Genomic DNA, 20,846 nt, shown 5'->3' on the forward strand with positions numbered 1-20,846 from the left:
TTCTTCGCTTCATGGGACAGGTCATTCCCTCATCCCGCCGCACATTCTATTGACTAGAAAATAACTGCACCCAATAGTAATATCCATTGCTATCAACTGCAATTGCTACCCCGGTATTTGTGTAATTTTCTCGTAAAATATTTTCACGATGTGCCGGTGAAGCCATCCATGCTTTGACGGCAGCTTCGGGTGTTGGAATTTTTCTTCCTATATTCTCTCCTAAGCTCGTGTATGGATAATCGAATAATGTTGCCAAATCCCAGGGCATACCGTAGTAAGGGGATTCGTGCTCAAAATAATGTCGATTCACCATATCCTGTGCCTTAATAACGGCAATTTGTGTTAAAGCTGCATCATAGTTAAGGGAGGGTAGCTTTCTTTTTTGTCGTTCGACGTTGACTAAACGTATTACATCATTAGACATGGTTGGTGAAAAACATTTTGTCGGAATATAAGACTTGGATAAATAATCGTAGGCTACCTCGAGATTTGTTACCTTCGTTGAAAAGTCGAGACTTCTTTCAACCAAAGAAGCAAATTGCGCACGTGTTACCAATCGATTTGGTGCAAATTGCTGTGCGTTAATCCCTTTAATAACACCCACATCTGCAAGTGATTCAATATAGTCTTTTGCCCAATGTCCCTCCTTAACATCGCTAAACTTACTATGATTTTGAGAATCGACTTCAATTTGATACGCGAGTATTAACATTTTGGCAATTTGTGCACGTTGTAAAGGTGCATCAGGGTTGAAGCAATCACCATTTTGTAATATCTTTAATTCCACTAAGGCACAAATTTCTTTATAGTACGGATGATTATCCGATAAGTCCGTAAAATTAGGAGTGTAATCGGTATCCAGTTTTAGCTTCATGGAACGAGCAATTGCAGCGGCAGCCTCTGCCCTAGTAATCGGTTGTTCTGGTCTAAAGAAGCCATCCTGATAATTTGTCATATAATGCTTTTCTAGCATATGTTCTATTGAGCTTTTTGCCCAATGTGATTGTGAAACATCTTTTGCAATATTAGCTGCCAATACTTCTTCAGATGTGTTTGTCAGAGGCACAGCATATGATGTAGTCAGCAAAATAAGAGACATACCAACAACACTAGATACTTTTTTAAACATAGCTATCTCCTCCTTCGTTTAATTATGTATAGTACTCTAATGGCACAAATTTCCCACCATATGTTTTCCTAACGACCAAATTAGGGATCGTATCCAATTCAGTATACTTATGTTTGATTTCCCTCATGGGGAATAAAAGCACTGTCACCATTCTAATGCAGTTTACACCCAATTTTGATTGATGCGACACCTATATTCCATTATTACCTAATTTTACCTTTATCGTTTCAAAAAAACCACTCTAAGATTGAAAATAACTTAAGAGTGAGTTTTCTCATTTATTCAACGCTAATAATATAGAAATCGTCTTCAGTTTTTTGCAAAGTGCGGTATAGGAATAAAGCCATTTGACCGCGTCGAACATCTGTATAAGGTGAAAATGTAGTCGCACTAGTTCCTTGTGTAATCCCATAATTTAATAACGTTTGAATATACCTATTAGTTTCATTTTCTTTTGTAAAATCTGAAAAAGGTGCAGATAATGTTGTTGCCTGCTGTAAATTAAAGCCGATTGTCAATATCTTTGCCATTTGACTTCGATTAATAAAATGATCTGGATTATAATTTGTACCTTTTTGAATAATACCCTTTTCAGCAAGCGCGGCAATATGTCCGTAATATTTATGAGAGGTCGGTACATCACTGAAGCCAGGATTTACTACATTTTTTGTCTCCAATTTTAGAGCTTCAGCCAAAAAGTACGCCGCTTCCCCTCGTGTTAAATTTTGATAAGGACTAAACGTAGTCGATGTTGTCCCAAATACAATTCACTGGCTATATAATTCACTAACTGCCTTGTATAGTTCAACTTCATTTCCGCTATTTTTTATATCTGTAAATGGCATTGCAGCTGCTTCCGCAGGCATGGCTGCAACACAGGGGACAACTAGTGCCGCGGTTGCAATAGCCCATGTTTTATGTACCTTCTTAGTCGCCAATGAACGCTTCCTTTCCTTATTATAAAGAAAGAAAAGAGGGACCTGCCCTCTCTCCTTATATTAGACCTAATGTTTTTAAGTGATCTTGTAAAATACGATAATTATATACTAAATCCTGCTGCTCAAGAGTAAGTGCGTCGTATAGTTTTTGTGCAGCCAGTACTTTCTTTTCAAACGTTTTAGCGTCTGGGTCCAGCTCACCAATCGCATTCACCACTTTTAACACTGCTGCTACATCTTTTTCTGCTTTCTTTAAAGCATCGTAGTTAAGAACTTGTCCTTTTACTTTAGAATCTAATGCTTTATATGCAGCAGAAGCATTCGCTACATCTTGAATATATGTGCTAGAAGCCGGATTAAGACCAGCTATAATCCCAACAATTTTCTTTACTTCACTCATATTTTTCTCAGCTTCAAGCAAAATATTGTAATTAGATACTCTTTGCTTATCTACAGTACTTAAGCTATCGTAATCTTTTCGTACAGATTCTATCATACCAAAATACAATTTGTCGCTTGGCTTTAAGGCTGCAATACTTTGATAAACTTTAATAACGTTATCTAATGAAAGAAGTAGCTGCTCGTTATAAACATATCTACGTTGAGTTGCAGTAAGATTATCATATGCTTTTAACACCTTTTGATATTGGCTGTCCATATTTTTCGATGTCATCAGTTTATCAATCTCATTGACAACACTAATGACAGGCTTAATAATTTTTTCTTGCTCTTGCAATGTTTTATAGTTTTCAACCGCATATTGTTGATCTTTTGGTAATGCATTATATGCTGCACGTATCTCTTCAATACGTTTAATATATTGATTTGCCGGGACAGTCGGAAGCTCATCAATCATACGCTGTACATTTCCTGCACCTAAGATGCTTGCTTCAGCAGCTTGTAATAAATTGTAGTTTGTCACATATTGCTGCATGTCCTTACTTAGAGCATCGTATAGTGCTCGAGCTTGTACTGTATCCGCATTGAACGTTTTACTAGAAGGCTTTAACTTGCCTATTAATTCAATCACTTTAGCAGCTGGCTCATAGCTTTGTAAAATAGCAATATTTTTGACATATAGCTTTTGGTCTTTTGTCAGCTTATCGTACGCTTTTCGCGCTGAGTTTACTTGACTGACAAATTTACTTGTGCCCGGCTCTATACCATCGATTTGCACCATAGTATTTAAAATTGCTTTTACTTCTTTTTCACGATCTGTTAACACCTTCACATTAGAAACAAGCTTTTTCTGTCCTGAATTTAGTTTATCGTAAGCAACGCGAGCATTCATAAGCTTCGTTAAATAATCTGGATCATTAGGCACTGCCGCATCTATTAATGCAATAACCGTATGTGCAGATTTCAGCTCAGTCTCAGCTGTGACAAGCTTTTCATAGTTTGTGACAACTTTTTGCTTTTCTGGTGGTAATGCATCGTAATTTTTGCGCGCAGAATCTAAATCATTTAAAAATGTTTTACTTGTCGGTTTCAATGTTTCAATCAAGCCTATTAATGTAGCAACATCCTCAACTGCTGTTAGCTGATTGTAGTTTGTTACGCGTTTTTGTGAGGCAGAGTCTAATGCATTGTATGCCTTACGTGCTGCCAAAACCTTTTTTGTATAATCCTTATTTGCTGGATTTAAAGCTGCAATTGCATTAATAACCTTCACAACATTGGCATTATTTTTTTCATAAGTTGTTAATGTCTTGGATTGTGTTACTAATTTTTTCGCATTTTTATCCATCGTTTTATATTCTGCAGACATCGCTGCTACTTTCCCTACAAACGTAATATCTGGCTCATTGGCTAAAGCGATAACACGATTGTCGAAATCTTTAGCTGTTGTAATATAGCCATTCGCGGTTTGAAGAGCAGGATAATTCGTTACAAGTTGTTGCCCGTTAGATGATAGTTTCCCATAATCTGCAGTTAACTGTGTAACTACTTCCGTATATGTTTTTTGCGATGGGTTCAAAGCCATGATGCGTGTCACAATATCCATCGCCTCTACTTGATCCTTCAACGATTTATAGTTTTTCACATATTCACGTTTTGCAGGATCTAGCTTTAAGTAAGCAGTATTAGCAGCCTTCGCTTTTGTAGTATAATCCTTTGCAGTTGGGTCTAACTTTTCCACTAGCGCAATTACTTTATCAGCTGTAGATTGGTTGGCTAACACTTCTGTATATTTTTTGTATGGTGTAACCGCTGCACTATTTGGATTATGCGCTATAACAATTTTCTTTTGGTCAGCTGTGAGCTTGTTCAGTTCAGTCGTTATGCCATCTGTAATTTCCTTAATTTTAGTAGCATCAGAATTTGGATTACTTAGGGTTAATACAAGAGTTTCTAATTGTTTAACTGTTTTGTCTACTACAGTTGCATCATCAACCATTTTTAAAAGTTTCGCAATATCTGCCCCGTTACTTTTGAAATAAGCAATGAGTGCAGCCCCTTCAAAATCATATTGGAGGGATTTACCCGTAACATCTTTAACTATAGCTCTAGCCTTATTGTTGGTTGCAGTATTAACAGCACCTTTAAATGTTTGTTGAACATATAAATAAGTTTTATCAGCATCCGTTGCACCTAAAAATGTCTGATATCTATTCCATGCATCATTAACATCCTTAATGAAAGTTTTACTAGTATAAGAGATACCCTTCATACTTGTACCAATGTTCTTAAGATCGCTTAATAAAATTATTTGTTTTTCTATATAGTTGTATTTAGCTGTAATAAATTCGATTTCATCAATGTCAAAATTATCGCTTAAAAATGCTAAATCTCTTTTGGCAGCAGCCATTTCTGTCGTTGTCGATTTTTCAGATAGTTTTCCATATTGTGCAATAGTTTGTGATTTAGCGTTTGCATTTGTTGCTGCTATATTCACATTAGCTACTTGATTTTCCTGAGAGATTGTTTGAGGTTGCCCTTCTTGAGCATTGGCAATCGCCGTCGGAGTTAGTAATAGACTTGTTATTACACCAATCTGTATTTGTTTCTTCAAAATGCCCACCCTTTCTTTTATATAGGTAAATAGATATGTATCATTTATTTCTAATTTGCTACCTTTTGTATCGGTGCATTTTATCCTATTTCAAGCTAATCTATTAAAGAAGCTTATCCTCTGCACTAACAGAAATATTTTTTAGATTGAATAGTCTTTTTATAGGAAGTTATTGTTAGGATACTATATAATTGAATTATGTGCATTGTTCTGGAAGAAATTTTGGCAAAAGATGACTAATTGCGAGTAAAAATGCTATAGACTTTAGACGAACAAATTTACTACATAAAAGAATATGTGCCGCTGACGACAGTTATCGTGTAAAAACGAAGCTTAGAGGAAACAGCGCTCGTCTGTTGAAAGCGCTACTCTATATATACTTGCACCTTATATTTTCCAGAAAATATTTTGTTGAAAACATTACTCAAACTAGCGAATAAAAGCTTTGTATAATTGTCTAAAATAACGATTAAATTTTCTCTTTTTCGAGGGAAATCCATGAAAAACTCAGCATTTCTACTATATTATTTTCCAGTAATTAGATGTATACTACAACTTTACGATTTAATTTACGAGAAAGGGAGCTATATATGTTTTATCAATATAAATTTTGGCACAGCTTAATGCATCCCACTTATTTTACCCAAGCTGTTGAGCAAGGAGAACTAAGAGGATATAAAAAGCGATCCTTCGCAGTTTTTATACTCTTTTTGCTTCTATTCGCCGTTCGTGAGTTTTGGGGCATGGGTACTGAAAGCTTAACAACCTTATTTGCATCGAATCATCCAACTGAATACTATACAGCCCGTTTATTATCAATGGTTGGGGTTATTGCCTGGGGAGTTATCTATTATTGCTTCCATTATTATGGCGTTACATACTTGTTACATCTATTAACAGACATTCCTTACAAATGGATTCAGAAGGTACAACTTTATGTAATGGTATTTTTACTTATTGAAAAGACAATTTTATTTGCTGTATTTTATGCTGTTGGTTACACTACTAACTTCTCGTTCTTCTCACTTGCACCTATAGCTCAGCAAGTAATTGATAAGGATTATGTACTATTTGCTATCAACCAACTAACCGTAGCAACTGTATTAACAATTATTGTACAATACACGTTCCTTTCGAAATGGGAGGAGTGGTCAGATCGAAAGGCATTATTAGCAAAAATTATTGGTCTTTATGTAGTAATGGCTATTTTTATCGGAATGATTAGTGTGTTACCACTACAAGAATGGATTACAAGGGGGTTAGGATGATGCGCTTTATTAAATCCAGACCTTGGACAAGTTTAAGTATTATTGTGATAGCGTTATTAATTGGTGTAAATGCTTATTTTGTATTTAAGGATGATAGTAAAGTAGCAAGATCCTACTTTATCAATGAATTCCAAAGAGCTACACCTAGTGATCGTGTAGAAACGGTTGAAAAGGATGCGATTGTTGCACCAACACAAACCTATACGATTTCAGCAGATGCGAAAAATCTCGCTGCAATAGATGTAACACGTGGACAGGAAGTACATGCCAATGATTTACTAGCTACCTACAAAACAGAGGAAGTTGACGGTGAATTAGCAAAGCTTGAGGCTGAACGCACTGCTTACGAAACTGAATTAAGTGATTTAGAATCTGCTTTAGCGGATATAGAATCTGAATACGGTGGAGGCAATGACCCAAAAAGCTCTATTAATACCGACCAAATTAGTGAGAAATTAAATGTCTCTGTTAAATTTGAATTAGGTCAGCAAGCTTCTCCATCAACTGCAGTGGCAATACTGAACCGTCATATTGCAGAGACCAATCGTCAAATAGCTTTAATGGACGCACAAATTGGCCAAATTAAAGCGCGCCAAGGTGTTATTTGCCCAGTAGATGGTGTCATCTCAAAAATCACTGAAGAAGCTGGTGCGGTAACATTTGAAATCTATTCATCTGAAAAGTCTATGCTTGCCTACTTATCCGAGGATGAATGGCAAAAGGTTGAAGATGGACAAACCGTTAGTTTTAAACTGCCGCATAACGACGAGGATCTATCTGGTATTGTCTTTCAAAAACAAATGATACCAGCAAATAAGGAATCCCTTTGGGCAAATGAACTAGCTAAGTCTGCAAAGCTACCAAAACCTACAAGCTATGAGGTAATACTGCATCAAGATGACATACTAGAAAACATTCCATTTTCAACTGTCGGTAAAGCTTCTATTACCGTAAATCAGGCATCCAACGCACTTAAGGTGAAGTCCGCATGGGTGAAGGCTGGAAAGAATAATAAACATAGCGTTTATACGATTGATGAAAATGGTAAAATACGCCTTGAGGATATCGAGGTTGCCTTTAAAACGGCAGATTCTACGATCTTTACAGGCTATATGGATGCTGGAACACCTATTATCGCAAATGAACAACGCAATATTTTAGCTCGCTCCTTCCGTTCAATACCTCTTAAAAAAATCGAGTGGCGAAATTTTAAAGAGATCGGTTGGAAAGACTACGTAAAATATATAGTCTTTTAGTATACAAAAGCCTCCCCGCATGAAAAATTGGGTAGGCTTTTGTGCTGTTAGCGTCTTTTTGATGTTTATCAGTAATTTATCTGGTTTATCAGCGATTCTCTGATGTTTATCAGCGATTTCTCTGGTTTTATCAGCGATTCTTTGATGTTTATCAGCGATTTTTCTGGTTTTATCAGCGATTCTCTGATGTTTATCAGCGATTTATCTGGTTTTATCAGCGATTCTCTGATGTTTATCAGCGATGTTGTCTTTTCTACCGGTTTCTTAATTAAATGATGAATTCTCCATTTGTTCTTGTGTCACTAGTTCATAGTTCATTGCTGCTATACCACTTACCTCATGGATCATGCCATGTACATATAGTTTCTCACCATTTTCTCCATTCAGACGGACAGAAAAAGCAGAATTACCTTTTCCGACTCTTTTTACAGTGACACCATCTGCTGAAAGCTCGACATCAACTATTTTATGATCATGCATTGCACCTGTGTATTGCTCAATTTTGAAATCTTTCACCTTAAAGCCAATTTCACTTTTTGGAATGAACGCACTGCTTTTTTCAATCGCTGATGTTGAATACAATCCATAGCCATCAGATTCTGCATGGATACCTACACGTACCGAATGTCCTTTATTATCAGAGAAAGTCGCAATATAGTCACCTGCTTGTAATAACGACAGCACATAGTTACCGCCCTTAGGAATCGATTGTTCATCCCAGCCATCAAATTTATATGGCTTATAGCTGAAAACTTTATCACTAACAGCTTGTCCAGCAGCTGTAGTTAGCTGAATATTTTTCGGATCAAAGCCTAAATCTTGCTCAAAAATCAGTGCTGAGCCAGGTGTCACTTCATCTGTTGGTTGACAGTTAATTTGTAATTTTCCATCTACTTTTGTTACATCAATTTTATATTTTTGCATTTCGACGATTTCATAATTTTCATCATTATCAATATTGTAGCCAACCAGCATGAAATAGCCCGATCCCTCTTGTAACGCCTCTATCTTCATACCGTTATTTGTTCGAAGAATACGGAAGAATTCATGCTCTCCATCCGGCGTTAGATTATCGTTAGAATAAGCATCAATATTAGTTGAATTAAACTCCTGTGCAGTAAATGTTTGGGTCACTCGTTTAGCCTGCATAGCTTCAAGACGATGAATAAATAACGCAAGCTGCGAACGATTGACAGTCTCTTTTAAACCAAAAGTAGTAGGTGTAATCCCCTTTGCTATATTATTCTCAAACAATGGAGCGACTGCGTAAAAAGCATCTGAATATTTTACAATATCTTTAAATGGTAATGTCTGACCAATAGTAGATTCTAAATGATATGCCGTTGTTAGCATTCGCGCTAATTGTTCACGTGTAATCGCTTGATTGACACCGAAGGATCCATCAGCAAACCCTGAGACAATCCCTTCACTTTCTAAGGCTGCTATGGCCCCATAATATTCATCGCTCGGTTTTACATCTGTAAATTGTGGGTCCATTACATTTTTAGTATCCAGCCCTAGAAGACCTGCTAAAATCTTCGAAGCCTGTCCACGCGTCACATCAACGAATGGCTTAAACGTGCCATCAGCATAACCTTTAATAATTCCGCGTTCAGCTAAATCCTTTACCGCTACACCATATTCCTTCGTGTAATCAACATCAGAAAATTTATCTGTTGCCTGTGCAGTTGGTACTACTACAATCGCACTTGTCGCTAATGCAGCAACTATTGCCCCTTGAAATAAAGTATGCTTCTTCATCACCAGCTCAACCCCTTAACATATTTTGTCTATCATACTATTATAATACGTATAAGGGAATCCAAATATTTCATAATCTTCAATTATGAAGAGTTTCTTTTTTCTATCGAATGTTGGGGTGAGACACTTTATGAAGTCTCATCTATTGACTACCCAGTTCGTCGGTTTGAGATAAATTTGTCATTTTTGTGATTTTATTTAGCGTTGCGATTTTTCTTTCTCTCGTTCTCCCTCTTTTTCCGTCGTTATCGCTCTTCTATCCATTACCCCTGCTCATCATAAATAAAAAAAACAGCGGAGAGTTCGATTTAACTCGAACCTCCACTGTTTAAAAAATATTTCTTAGTTTTTGAAGTCTTGTTTAGCTGTAACTTTTACAGGAGTTGCGCTTTGACCACCAATGTTTACACGAGCATTGAATACGTCTCCAGCTTTACCTGTAGCAGATGCTGTAGCTGTACCGTTATTGCTGAATACTACTTCACCAGAAACTTTAGATAAAGTTAGTGTTGCAGCAGCAGTTGGAACACCGTTAAATACAGCTTGGCCTTTAACTACGCCAGTAGCATCAGCTTCAGCAACAGTTGCCATTACGCCGTATTGGTCAGTAACAACTACGTCAGTTAATTTGAAGAATGCATCTAAGTCGAAGTCAGCAGCTACATTGTAAGAAGAAGTTGTTACGAAGTTAACAGCGTCACCATTAATGTATTGTTGAGCTTTACCATCTTCTACTACAGCTACTTTTTCTACTTTAGGAGCAGCTTTAGAGAATGTTACTTCTTTCACGATTTCTTCACCAGTAGCATTGATTGTGATTGTTACTTTTGCAGTTGCAGTTTTAGCATCTTTATCGAATTCTACTTTAGCTGCATCATCAGTAGTAATATTACCATCTGCAACGTTTGTAAGAACTGCAGATTTTACTGTGTAGTCAGAACCTGCTTTAAGTGTAACTTCTCCACCATTAGCAGTTACTGCTTTCACAACGATGTCTTTGCCATACTTATCCGGAATTACTAAATCTGCTTTACCAGCTTCTTTTTCAGTTACGTAGATAGGTTTAATATCTTCTACTTTATAAGAAGTGAATGAGCTATCTTTTACAACTGAGAATTGTTTAGAGTAAGTACTTGCTTCAATTGCAGTATTATCCTCTTTTACAAGTTTGAATGTTACATTAGCAGTTGTTTTAGTAGCGCCTGCTTTGTATGCTACTGTAATTTTGTTGTCAGCAGCACCGATTTTACCTGTTACTTCGAATGGTGCATTTTCATCTGTAGATGCTTCGATTGTGTATTTTGCTGTTGCAAGTTTTGCAAGAAGCTCATCAGTTGAAATAACTTGACCGAATTGATCTTCAACTACGATGTCTTTTGCAGTGATTTCTACTTTTTCACCAGCAATTTCACGGATAGCTGTGCTCACTTTGCTATTTAAGCCAGTGATTACTTTTGGTGCAGTTGTAGATTTAGGAATAACTGTTTGAGTCGCAACCTTACCAGTTGAAGATGTTACAACAACAGTTACTGGTGTGTTTTCTTTTACGTTAGCGCCTGCTACTTTTGCATAAAGCTCGCCATCTTTTTCTACTAAAGATCCACCAGTAATAGAGATACCTTTAGTACCGTTTAATACAGTAGTATCCTTAATAGCATTACCTTGTTTGTCTGAAACAAATAATGGGAATAGGATGTCTGCTTCAGCAGTAACAACTTTTGTTGGTGCGCCTAATGTAACTGAATCAGCACGTACACCTTCAGCAACTTTCACTGTCGCTTGTCCATTTTTACCAGTTGCTTTAGCGATAACAATTACGTTTGTATCACCAGTTGCCACAATCTTATCAACTGGAAGAACAACTACTTCTTTGCCTTCGATTGTTTGTTTTTCAAATTCACCAAATGTTGCAACAGCTTGGTTTGTATTTGTTACTAGAACTTCATCTTTTAGACGTTTTAATTCAGTAATTTCTTTACCGTATTGGTCTTTTACAGTAACAGGAAGATAGAATTTATCTTTTGCTAAAGCAGTATCTTCAGTTAAAGTTTTGCCATCTTTGTTGTAAAGAGCACCAATTGTTACGTCAGATGCTACTGTTTTTGCAGAAACTGTTACAGTTTGTGTTGTTGTAGTTGCAGTTGCTCCATGGATCACTGTAAGTACTACTTTGTCGCCTTCTTTAAGGCCATCTTTAGTGATTGTAATAGAGCCGTTTGCATTTGGATCTGCCTTAGCTCCTGCTGCAGAAACTGTTAATGATGAAGCGTTTAATTTTGTAATATCTTCACCATATTGGTTTTTAATTTGGTAACCGATTGTAGCTGTATTTGTATTGTCGATTAATGGAGCTACTTCACCAAGGATTTCAATAGAAGAAACTTTTTCGTCTTCTGTTTTCACAGAACCAGTTAGTGCTTCATCTGTAAGACCAGTTACGTTTACAGTGAATTCACCTTTTGTAATTTTGCTTGTTAATTCAATTGTTGCAACTGTTTTATCTTCGTTCCATGTAATAGAAGAGAAGTTAGATTTGAAGCCATCTTTTTTAAGCTCAAATTTAGCTTTTTCAGTTTCAACTGGTTTATTGAATGTTACAGCTAAAGTTTTTGCATTTACTGCATCAACAGATTTTACTTTTACCGCAGTTACATATGTAACTTCAGCAGAATAAGTTTTGCCATCGATAACGAACTCTACTTTAGTTTCTTTGTTTTCTGGAAGTGGAGTTGGTAATGTTACCGTGTGTTTTTTGTCATCAGAAAGTGTTACTTCTAATGTTGTTGCATCTACAACTTTAACTTCTTTAACAGTTAAAGATGCTTGTTCACCCATAGTAATCGTACGGTGTAAGAATGATGCAAATTGACCGCGTGTTACTGAGTTTTTAGGATTGAACTGTTGTATAGTTTTAACGTTTGTAATACCAGCATATTCTAACGCGATGATTGCTTCGCGATTTTCTGTAGCTGTAGCTTTGTCTAAATCAGTGATAACAGATTCGAAGTCAGCATCTTTGTAATCAGCTACTAAATCTATGTTATAAACAGTTTTGATAGCACGTACTAAAACAACTGCCATTTGCTCACGGCTCATGTTATTAGCTTGCATTAATTGGTTATTTGAACCTTTGAATACGCCAGCATCTTTAACAAGTGCTGCATATTGTAATAACTCTTTGTCAGATGTTGATGTTGGTAAATCAGTGAAACGAGCTTTTGTTGCATAGTCTGCAGGAATTTCGTAATTTTCTGAAACTAACCATTTTCCTAAGAATTTAGTTACATTACCACGAGTAACTACAGCATCCGGTCTGAATGTGCCGTCTGGGTAACCTGCTACGATTTTAGCGTCTGCTAATGCTAAAATAGCGTCCTCATGGTCATTATCTTTAATATCAGAAAAGCTTGCTGCGCTTGCTGCTGGTACGATTGCTGATGCTACTAGGGCTGCTGATGCTGCGCCTACAACCCATTTACTATATTTTTGTTTCATATGAAATTACCTCCTAGATAAATTAGCCAATATTCATGACTACGACTTCATTATAAGAGTACGAGATGATAAATTTCAAAATGAAATACCTGGAATGAAAATTGTGGTAATGCTTTAGTTCTAAAGGTTTTTAAACCATAATTTGTACAAATATTGTTATTGTTACCATCCTGAAAATTAACAGACAAACCTTACTGCCACAAGGAAAATATACCATCTTACCCATGTCATTTTTACCATCCAAATTTCTACAATTTTCGACTTTCAAGCAATAATTGATTAAAAACCATTAGTGAACAATTCGTGAACTCATGTCACAATCAGGTAGGTAATTTATTCTTGTATTTCCTATATTCTATTAGATATTTCCAGAAATTTTATATATTATTAATTTTTAGGTATATTATATAAGCTACTTTTATGTTCAGAAATTGACTTATAAATTGGGCACTTTTTAATCAGCAATTGCAGTTATTCTATCATTATTTGGTATTTTATCAGCGATTTTCTTGAGATTATCGTTGTCATAGCTTTTTAGTGATTCTAAGCTCTTTATTAGCGATCTTCTTGAGGGTATCAGCGATTCTTAGCTTTTTATCAGCGATCTTCTTGGGGGTATCAGCGATTCTTAGCTTTTTATCAGCGATCTTCTTGGAGGTATCAGCGATTCTTAGCTTTTTATCAGCGATCTTCTTAGGGGGTATCAGCGATTCTTAGCTTTTTATCAGCGATCTTCTTGGAGGTATCAGCGATTCTAAGCTTTTTATCAGCGATCTTCTTGGAGGTATCAGCGATTCTTAGCTTTTTATCAGCGATCTTCTTGGAGGTATCAGCGATTCTTAGCTTTTTATCAGCGATCTTCTTAGGGGGTATCAGCGATTCTTAGCTTTTTATCAGCGATCTTCTTGGAGGTATCAGCGATTCTAAGCTTTTTATCAGCGATCTTCTTGGAGGTATCAGCGATTCTTAGCTTTTTATCAGCGATCTTCTTGGAGGTATCAGCGATTCTTGCTTCACGGGCTTTTAACACGGGGCGTGCTGGACATTTATAGCATGGGGTTTTTATTATATTAATTTGCTTTGAAAATGGGGCTTATTAAAATGGTTGGAACGCATGCCTCGTATCGTATGCCATATTCGTGAATCTATTGAAACTGCGGAATGGTAGATGCTATCGGCGATACTTCTATCCCTAGCGGTGCTTCCCTATTTGCTACCGGTGAAACAAAAAAAGCAGTGATTTCTATAATTAAAGAAATCACTGCTTTTCCTATGCGGTACGCTTTTTTATTCTCCCAATTACAAACTGACTAAATGGAAGCATCGAAATTAACTTCGTCACCGTAATACAAACAATTAGCGCCCACAACATTAGCAATAGCACTCGCACAAGCGTACTATTAAAATGATCCACAAACCATCCTGTTGATATCCGCAGAACCTCCCAATGAATGAGATAGATCATAAACGCATATCGACTTAGCAATTGAACCGTTTTCGTATAAGGTAGCGACTGCCCCCAGGCAATTACCAACAAGGCGATACTTATAACAAGCGGTATTAAATCAAGTCGTCTCGAATGCGTCTCTGTATAACCGAGCTGCAGACGGATATATAAAAAGATAGCAGATAACACGAACAACACAACCATCGCGTAACGATACTTTTTCGCAAGCGCAGCAATCTGCGTATAATACATACCCATCGCATATGCTATCGCAAAATAACCAAGCCAGCCCGTAAAGAGTAAACGCAACATGAGATCATTCTCTTCAAAAAATGGATATGGCAAGGCAATCAATGAATGATGGATTAACATAATCAGCACACATAACGGTAAAAACCAAGCCATAGACCATTTAAAACGCTTCATCAACGTAAAGACTACATATAACTGCATCATAACCACAACAAACCAGCCTACAAACCCACCGTAAACAACATTACTAACAAACTTTTCCCATACTAAGCCATTGTGATAAATTATCTCTACAATTACAGAATCAAGTATGGCCCACATTAAATATGGTAGAAAGATATATTGAATTCTATTCGGCCAAAAGTTATTCGGTATTTTAACCTGATAACGATTCGCCAAAATTAAAATAGACAACAAAATAAACGTCGGCGTTGCATAACAGAGCGCAATCCGTAAAAACAGATAAAACGACTGCTCTGGCTCTACACCTACCTCCATAATAATCCATGAAGAGGTGTGTAATAATAAGATAGACAAACACGCCACCACACGCAGTAAATCCCACTCTTTGATCACTAAACATTCTCCTAAAACTATTATGTCTCATTTAAGTCTGTCATAGTTTGTCGATCAATGCAATGGAGATACTTGTTATCTATGCTATAATGAGGGGCTTATATTAAAGAGAGATAGATTAACAAATTAGATATACTTAATAGATGAGAGATGAAATCGTTGGAGGAAGTTTTAAGCGGATTAAAGAAAATCAATCAACGTCTTGATTCAATGAGATTAGAATTTGAGATAAACAAACGCCACTTAACTTTGAAGTGGCGTTTTGAGTACTCTCTTCTCTATTAATAAAGAAGAAAGTAATATCGAAAGTCTAAGGTCACTGCATTATCGGAACTTTCCATCACCAAATCTTCTCCACCCATTCAGGATGGTCTATAAACGGATTTCGATTGCCTTGGATATCGTAAATTCTTTCATTTCTTTGTTTTTCATATTCATCTACAGGATCTTGCTTGTGCCATTGTAAAAGAACAGAGAGTTTACCGTGATAGGGGGCTGTTCCATTATTGACTTTATCGTTTAATTCAAGATCAACCTTATCTCCAGGCTCATAACGAGTTGCCATATATAATAGTATACGTGCCACATCACCTTTTACGCGATTAGGTGGTTCGAATGAATCTGAATCTTTAAAGCAGCCATTACAACCAGCGACTGGACTACCCCCATTGTCAAAGTCTAAATTTCCTCTTGAACTATTAACTTGTACATCGGTTGCGCGTAAATGATGGATATCTGTTCCGGGTCCTTTGCTTGTCCCAAAGTTTCCGTGTGATTTTGCCCACGTATGCTCTCGGTTCCAGTTTCCTACATTGCCGCCATTGTTTGTTTTTGGACTAGATTTCCCAGCATAAAATAAAATGACATTATTCGGATTATTAGGATCTTCATCTGTATACTTTAAAGCATCCCAAACATCATCATAAGAAAGTACCTTTTGTTCAGAAATGATATCATGAAGAGCCCTTTTTAGTGCTTGACCTTCCTTGTTATATGCGCCTGCATAATAATCATTAGCAATTACTGTCACGCTGAAGCTTGTCGTGACACTTTTCTTGCCATCAGATGCTGTAACGCCAACAATATGACTACCCTCATCTAAATTGAGTGTTAATAATTTTCCACTTATAGTACCCTTTGTAGCCGTAAATGAAAGTTTATCACCATCAGGATCGGAAAAATGATCTGTTAAATCAATTCGAATTTCCTCTCCAACAGCTACAGTTTTGTTTGAAATCGGATTTTTAATGATTGGTTGTTTGTTTTCTGAAGGCAAAGAAGGATCCACAATGGGATCCCCCTTCGAATTTGTAAATTTAATTTGTTCAGGAGCTGCGCCCTTTTTATAGATTATCGATTGTATATCTATATTTTCAGCGCCTCTTATTTCACTGACATTTGGACCTTCAATTGTGAGTGTTTTCACGCTATTGCCTTTAAGGTCGATAATCATCCCTGCTTTAGCTGGACTAAGGAAAACATCAGTCGTCTTAAAGCCTTCTCCATGTAATTCCGCATAAGCACCTTTAAGGAATACACCTTTTGGAATAACGGATTGGGCATCTAAATGCACTGCCACACTGGGTTTATTTATCGTCAATTTGTTTGTTTTGAAGTTCTTATAATCATATACTATTTCAGGCTGAATCGGTTCAACAGTTGAGCCTTTATTAACATCGATTTGAACCATTACAGGGTCATGGTCACTTGCACGGCCAGCCATGTCTGTAAAATCAGCGTTAATATGAAGAATATCGACATCAGTTTTGTCTTTTAGATTGTTTGACACCAAAATATGGTCTAATACTTGTGAGTTCCCCTGATAAACATATGTGTAACGATCCGAAGCATCCACTTTATTAATCATATTTGTCATCAATTGACCTTCATGGATTTTAAGAGCATCTGCAAATTGGTAATCATTAAAATCACCTAAAGAAACAATATTTGCATCTGGATTTTTTGATTTAATGTCCCCAACAAAATTATAAACAATGTTGGCGATTTTTTTACGTTGCCCTTCACTCCCATACTGTGGCGGCTGAATCGCACCAAATAAAGGCGTATCTCCATTTTTAGAATTCCAATGATTTGCGATAACAATTACATCTTCACCTTGGAATTCAAATTGTGCAGCTAAAGGTTTGCGGCTACTATTAAACGCTCCATTTGCCGGATCAATTCGTCCAGGGTTCAATGTTAATTTCTCATCTTGATAACCAACAGCTGTTGTGGCATCTCCTGTTGGGATACCTTCCTTCAGCTTAACTCGCTTTGGATTATAAAGGAAACCAACTCGAATATTTGCATCCGGTGCTCCACCGTCTTGATTGTTGATTGGATCGATATTAACATACTGATACTCGACACCACCTACACCTTTAATAGCGTCAATTAACCTTTTATAACTTTGATCCGCTTTGGAATCTCCTGCAGATGGCCCATTATTATCCTGCACCTCAGTTACGCCGACAATATCGGGGCTGCCCATATCAATACCAATTGCTCTTGCTAGTTTTCTTGCTTTATCATCAGTTGTAGAAGTTTTGTTATTAGAGAAGTTCTCCAAATTATACGAGGCAATTGTTAACTTATCTTCTGCCTTTACGATTTTTGTAGTCTCTGGTGAAGTATCTCCTCTTTTATAAGCTGCCTTCATCTCATCTAAAGAAGCATAGATTTTAAAGTTTTGATAGGAATAGCCTACGATTCCCGTAATTGGCCCTTTAAATTTATCTCCTGTAGCCACTTCAAAATCACGTGCAGCCCCATTCGGTTCTAATCGGAATTGAATTCTGTTTGGATTTGCATTTTCTTTCTCATACAATACCCCACCGTGAATTGTGTCCGTTGGTTCATCCTCAAGTACTGTTACTAAATCTCCATGCTCCTGTGGTGCTACCGCCTTCACGTTTCCAACTTTTACTCTCATGCCTTCAATACTTTCCCAAAAATCAATAGCATCAATTGTTGGATTAAAAATTTGGAGTTGATCGCTGTCTATTTGACTAAATGACATTTTTAGCTTATCGATTTCAATTGCTTTTGGTAAAGCTACACTACTTTTAATGACTTCTACTTTTCCATCTTGATCGTCACGCACATTAATTTGAGTTGTTTTTAAATCTGTTTGCTGCCTATCATCATAGCCATCGTAAGCATATTCGCTTACTTTACCTTTAACAGATACTAAATCCCCTACCTTTATTGGCCATGGTTTCTTTCCACTGTACAGAAAAATTCCTTCAGAAGTATTCGGATCATGATCAGCCAATTCATCTGGCGTTTGAATCGTATAATACCAATTATTATTTAACGTAAATGAATAAGTTACGATTCCTTCAATTCCTTCAACTGTTTTACCATCAAATGTTGAAGCATGCCCCGCACCTTGAATATCATGAATTTGTAGTTGATCAGCAATGCGATAATCAAATGTAGTTATTTTGCTATATGTGCCATCTTTCGCTTTAACTATTGCTTTTAAAGTCGTATTTTTGCTAATTTCAATTGGTGTCTCATATTTAAGACTTTTATCAGTTGGCACCGTGCCATTTAATGTGTAATAAATTTCTGCATCGGCTGTCGGTGTTGTTAAAGTAACTGTTGTCTTTCCAACAAACGTTCCACTTCCAGGGGATGCGCTTGCAGGCTTTAATGCTGAACTATCCACTACAATATCTGCTTTTGATCGAGGAATTACTTGATAGTCTTTATCGAATTGTTGAACAATACCAGTGATAGATTCATAGTTTGTACCGGCAGCTAGATCTAGCGAATTTGTTTCATCTCGTACGAGGAAATTCGTTCCGTCACTTGCAGTAAAGTTTGCCCATCCAGCCCCTTGTTGAACGTCTGTGAGCGTAACATTTTTCACTGTTACTAACTGTGATTCACTATCTTCATTCACTTGAGCACCTGTTACTACCTTTGGAGAAGGTAAACCGGCATTTTCAACCTTTTCAACGATTGTAGCACCATCTAATTGTAGTAGCCCACGATAGTCAGCTAACTTACCTTTTAAAGTAACTTCATCTCCGATAGACATAGCTAAACTAGTAGGTCTTACGGCAATACCACCTGTTTCGTCTTGGACGGAGAACGTATTTTTCAAGCCTGCTGCAACTCTACCTTTAATAGTTACAGTTTCACCTACTCCTTTATTCCGAGCTTCTCCAATTGAAAGAATTCCCGGTGCTTCAGGGTCAACAGGCTGACCTGAATCAATATCCATAACATGTTGCCCTAAATTAGAAAAATCATCTACCGGATATGAAGTCCATTCTAAAGCTGAATTAAATGGATCCTCAATATTTGTATCACCCAAAAAGACTGAACTCTTCCTTACTAAAGTTACATCTTTAGCAAAATCCGCTGAAGGTCCAACTTGTCCAATGGAATCAACTATTTCATCAGCTTTCCTTAAAACGACTGGATCATTTCCATTAAAATTAATAACAGTTGAGTTTTCTAGATTTCCTTTTGCTTTAATGTTAGGAGCTGCATCTTTATGATATAAAACATAAGTAGCTCCGCTTTCTAGAGTACCCGTCAGATTCACTTTATTTTTCGCGGTAACTTCCCCGTTCGTATGAAGCTCTAACGTATAATTGCTTAAATCAACCGCTGCACCTGTACCATTATATATTTCAATGGCTTTATTGAAGGAGCTTCCTTCTATATACTCTGAAATGATTAAATCCTTTGCTAATGTTTCAGCTTGTACAGTGAGTGGTGCTACTGGTGCGGCAACACTCGCGACTAGAGTTGTTGCTAAAAAGGCGTTTATCGGCTTCTTCCAATTCTTCTTTGACATCTAGTTAATTCTCCTTTCAAATTTAGGAAAGTTAGTTTTTAAAATGCAAAGCCTTCCCTCTATTAAGAGAAGACTTTGCAAAAGAATTATAGAATTGTTTCTTCATTTAACTATGATTCCTTCAAAATAAGCTTTTTTCAGTATCTGTCTTTAAAATTGTTTAGATTGCAATTAACGACAAAGAAAACTTAACTTTGCTATCTCCACCTTTTTCCGTCTCTCTCTATCTAGGCTGTCGATTTACTTCATCGTCTACGGCGTGCCATAAATAGCTGAACTATTCAAAACATATTTCCCCCTACATATATATGTAAACATATTATTATTAATTCACTATTTTAATAGTATTTATATTATGTTAAAAAATTGTAATATCAAGAATACGTATTTACTACAGGGAATTTAGTAATTTAAAACGAATTATTAACACATAAATACAAATAACACTCTGATAAGGAGCCAATTTATCTTATTTGCTAAATTTTTAAAAAGGACAAAATACTTTTATATCAAAAGAAATAGAATCTTATGGTGCCGTAGCCCAAAGTTAGAGTGTGTCAAACAATCGGGGCGCAGTTTAGAGCTATAAAATCAAACTTTGAGGTATTTTTTACATGGCAACATATAGCAAAGACAAAGTAGCTAGAAACCATCCATGAAAGCCAACATCGCATTATTGGACTAGTATCAGCACGGTCAACCTATCATTAGGCTAAGTTGGAAACGATTACAATGTACAATAAACGCCCACTTCAAATTGAAAATTGAAGTGGGCGTTTTGTGAACTCTTCTAAAGTTCTCACTTAATAAGGAAAGAGGAAGTATCACAAGTTTATTCTGTATATCACTTTCAGTTAATTATTTTTGACTGACAGATCTAATGGGGAATTGCATA

General features: G+C 36.5%; 10 protein-coding genes and 1 pseudogene. 2 read left to right on the forward strand and 9 right to left on the reverse strand.

Annotation, left to right across the window (positions count from 1 at the left end; genetic code table 11):
- Positions 1 to 46: 46 nt before the first annotated feature.
- The 5 genes and pseudogenes from C7Y47_RS12910 to C7Y47_RS12925 form a co-directional block, all read right to left on the reverse strand.
- On the reverse strand, positions 47 to 1,129 hold the full coding sequence (locus tag C7Y47_RS12910) for an S-layer homology domain-containing protein (protein ID WP_255505162.1): 1,083 nt from the start codon (positions 1,127 to 1,129) through the stop codon (positions 47 to 49).
- A 278-nt stretch (positions 1,130 to 1,407) separates the two neighbouring features.
- Positions 1,408 to 1,806, reverse strand: coding sequence for an S-layer homology domain-containing protein (locus C7Y47_RS12915; RefSeq protein WP_142509157.1), 399 nt, complete (start codon positions 1,804 to 1,806; stop codon positions 1,408 to 1,410).
- A gap of 30 nt (positions 1,807 to 1,836) precedes the next feature.
- A pseudogene (locus C7Y47_RS26110) lies at positions 1,837 to 1,896 on the reverse strand (hypothetical protein); the annotation flags it as partial.
- The gene (locus C7Y47_RS24935; RefSeq protein ID WP_185903482.1) at positions 1,897 to 2,067 is read right to left on the reverse strand and encodes a hypothetical protein; all 171 of its coding nucleotides are present in this window, start codon (positions 2,065 to 2,067) and stop codon (positions 1,897 to 1,899) included. It abuts the pseudogene before it with no gap.
- 55 nt (positions 2,068 to 2,122) lie between these two features.
- Positions 2,123 to 5,080 (reverse strand): hypothetical protein, encoded by a 2,958-nt coding sequence (locus C7Y47_RS12925; RefSeq protein ID WP_142509158.1) that lies wholly within the window; start codon positions 5,078 to 5,080, stop codon positions 2,123 to 2,125.
- Between the two features lie 590 nt (positions 5,081 to 5,670).
- Between C7Y47_RS12925 and C7Y47_RS12930 the strand changes: the two genes are divergently transcribed.
- Positions 5,671 to 6,348 carry a hypothetical protein gene (locus tag C7Y47_RS12930; protein WP_142509159.1) on the forward strand — a complete coding sequence of 226 codons (678 nt, stop codon included), beginning with the start codon at positions 5,671 to 5,673 and terminating at the stop codon, positions 6,346 to 6,348.
- Positions 6,345 to 7,604: an efflux RND transporter periplasmic adaptor subunit gene (locus C7Y47_RS12935; RefSeq protein WP_185903483.1), complete on the forward strand. Its 1,260-nt coding sequence runs from the start codon at positions 6,345 to 6,347 to the stop codon at positions 7,602 to 7,604. Before C7Y47_RS12930 ends, C7Y47_RS12935 begins: the two co-directional genes overlap by 4 nt.
- A gap of 264 nt (positions 7,605 to 7,868) precedes the next feature.
- On the opposite strand, the gene C7Y47_RS12940 is transcribed toward C7Y47_RS12935, so the two are convergent.
- The 4 genes from C7Y47_RS12940 to C7Y47_RS12955 all read right to left on the reverse strand — a co-directional run bounded on the left by C7Y47_RS12940 (position 7,869) and on the right by C7Y47_RS12955 (position 19,951).
- Positions 7,869 to 9,365 (reverse strand): S-layer homology domain-containing protein, encoded by a 1,497-nt coding sequence (locus tag C7Y47_RS12940; RefSeq protein ID WP_255505170.1) that lies wholly within the window; start codon positions 9,363 to 9,365, stop codon positions 7,869 to 7,871.
- A 342-nt stretch (positions 9,366 to 9,707) separates the two neighbouring features.
- Positions 9,708 to 12,860: an S-layer homology domain-containing protein gene (locus C7Y47_RS12945; protein ID WP_142509161.1), complete on the reverse strand. Its 3,153-nt coding sequence runs from the start codon at positions 12,858 to 12,860 to the stop codon at positions 9,708 to 9,710.
- Positions 12,861 to 14,130: 1,270 nt separating this feature from the next.
- The gene (locus tag C7Y47_RS12950) at positions 14,131 to 15,135 is read right to left on the reverse strand and encodes an acyltransferase family protein (protein WP_255505164.1); all 1,005 of its coding nucleotides are present in this window, start codon (positions 15,133 to 15,135) and stop codon (positions 14,131 to 14,133) included.
- A 340-nt stretch (positions 15,136 to 15,475) separates the two neighbouring features.
- Positions 15,476 to 19,951, reverse strand: coding sequence for an endonuclease (locus C7Y47_RS12955; protein WP_142509163.1), 4,476 nt, complete (start codon positions 19,949 to 19,951; stop codon positions 15,476 to 15,478).
- Positions 19,952 to 20,846 lie beyond the last annotated feature (895 nt).

This window comes from Lysinibacillus sphaericus, from assembly GCF_006864135.1.
Classification (GTDB): Bacteria; Bacillota; Bacilli; order Bacillales_A; family Planococcaceae; genus Lysinibacillus.

What these genes read in the sequence shown, in the direction of transcription:
- C7Y47_RS12910 (WP_255505162.1), bottom strand. Translation starts at nt 1,129, where the DNA reads ATGTTTAAAAAAGTATCTAGTGTTGTTGGTATGTCTCTTATTTTGCTG.
- C7Y47_RS12930 (WP_142509159.1), top strand. Translation starts at nt 5,671, where the DNA reads ATGTTTTATCAATATAAATTTTGGCACAGCTTAATGCATCCCACTTAT.
- C7Y47_RS12935 (WP_185903483.1), top strand. Translation starts at nt 6,345, where the DNA reads ATGATGCGCTTTATTAAATCCAGACCTTGGACAAGTTTAAGTATTATT.
- C7Y47_RS12940 (WP_255505170.1), bottom strand. Translation starts at nt 9,365, where the DNA reads ATGAAGAAGCATACTTTATTTCAAGGGGCAATAGTTGCTGCATTAGCG.
- C7Y47_RS12945 (WP_142509161.1), bottom strand. Translation starts at nt 12,860, where the DNA reads ATGAAACAAAAATATAGTAAATGGGTTGTAGGCGCAGCATCAGCAGCC.
- C7Y47_RS12955 (WP_142509163.1), bottom strand. Translation starts at nt 19,951, where the DNA reads ATGTCAAAGAAGAATTGGAAGAAGCCGATAAACGCCTTTTTAGCAACA.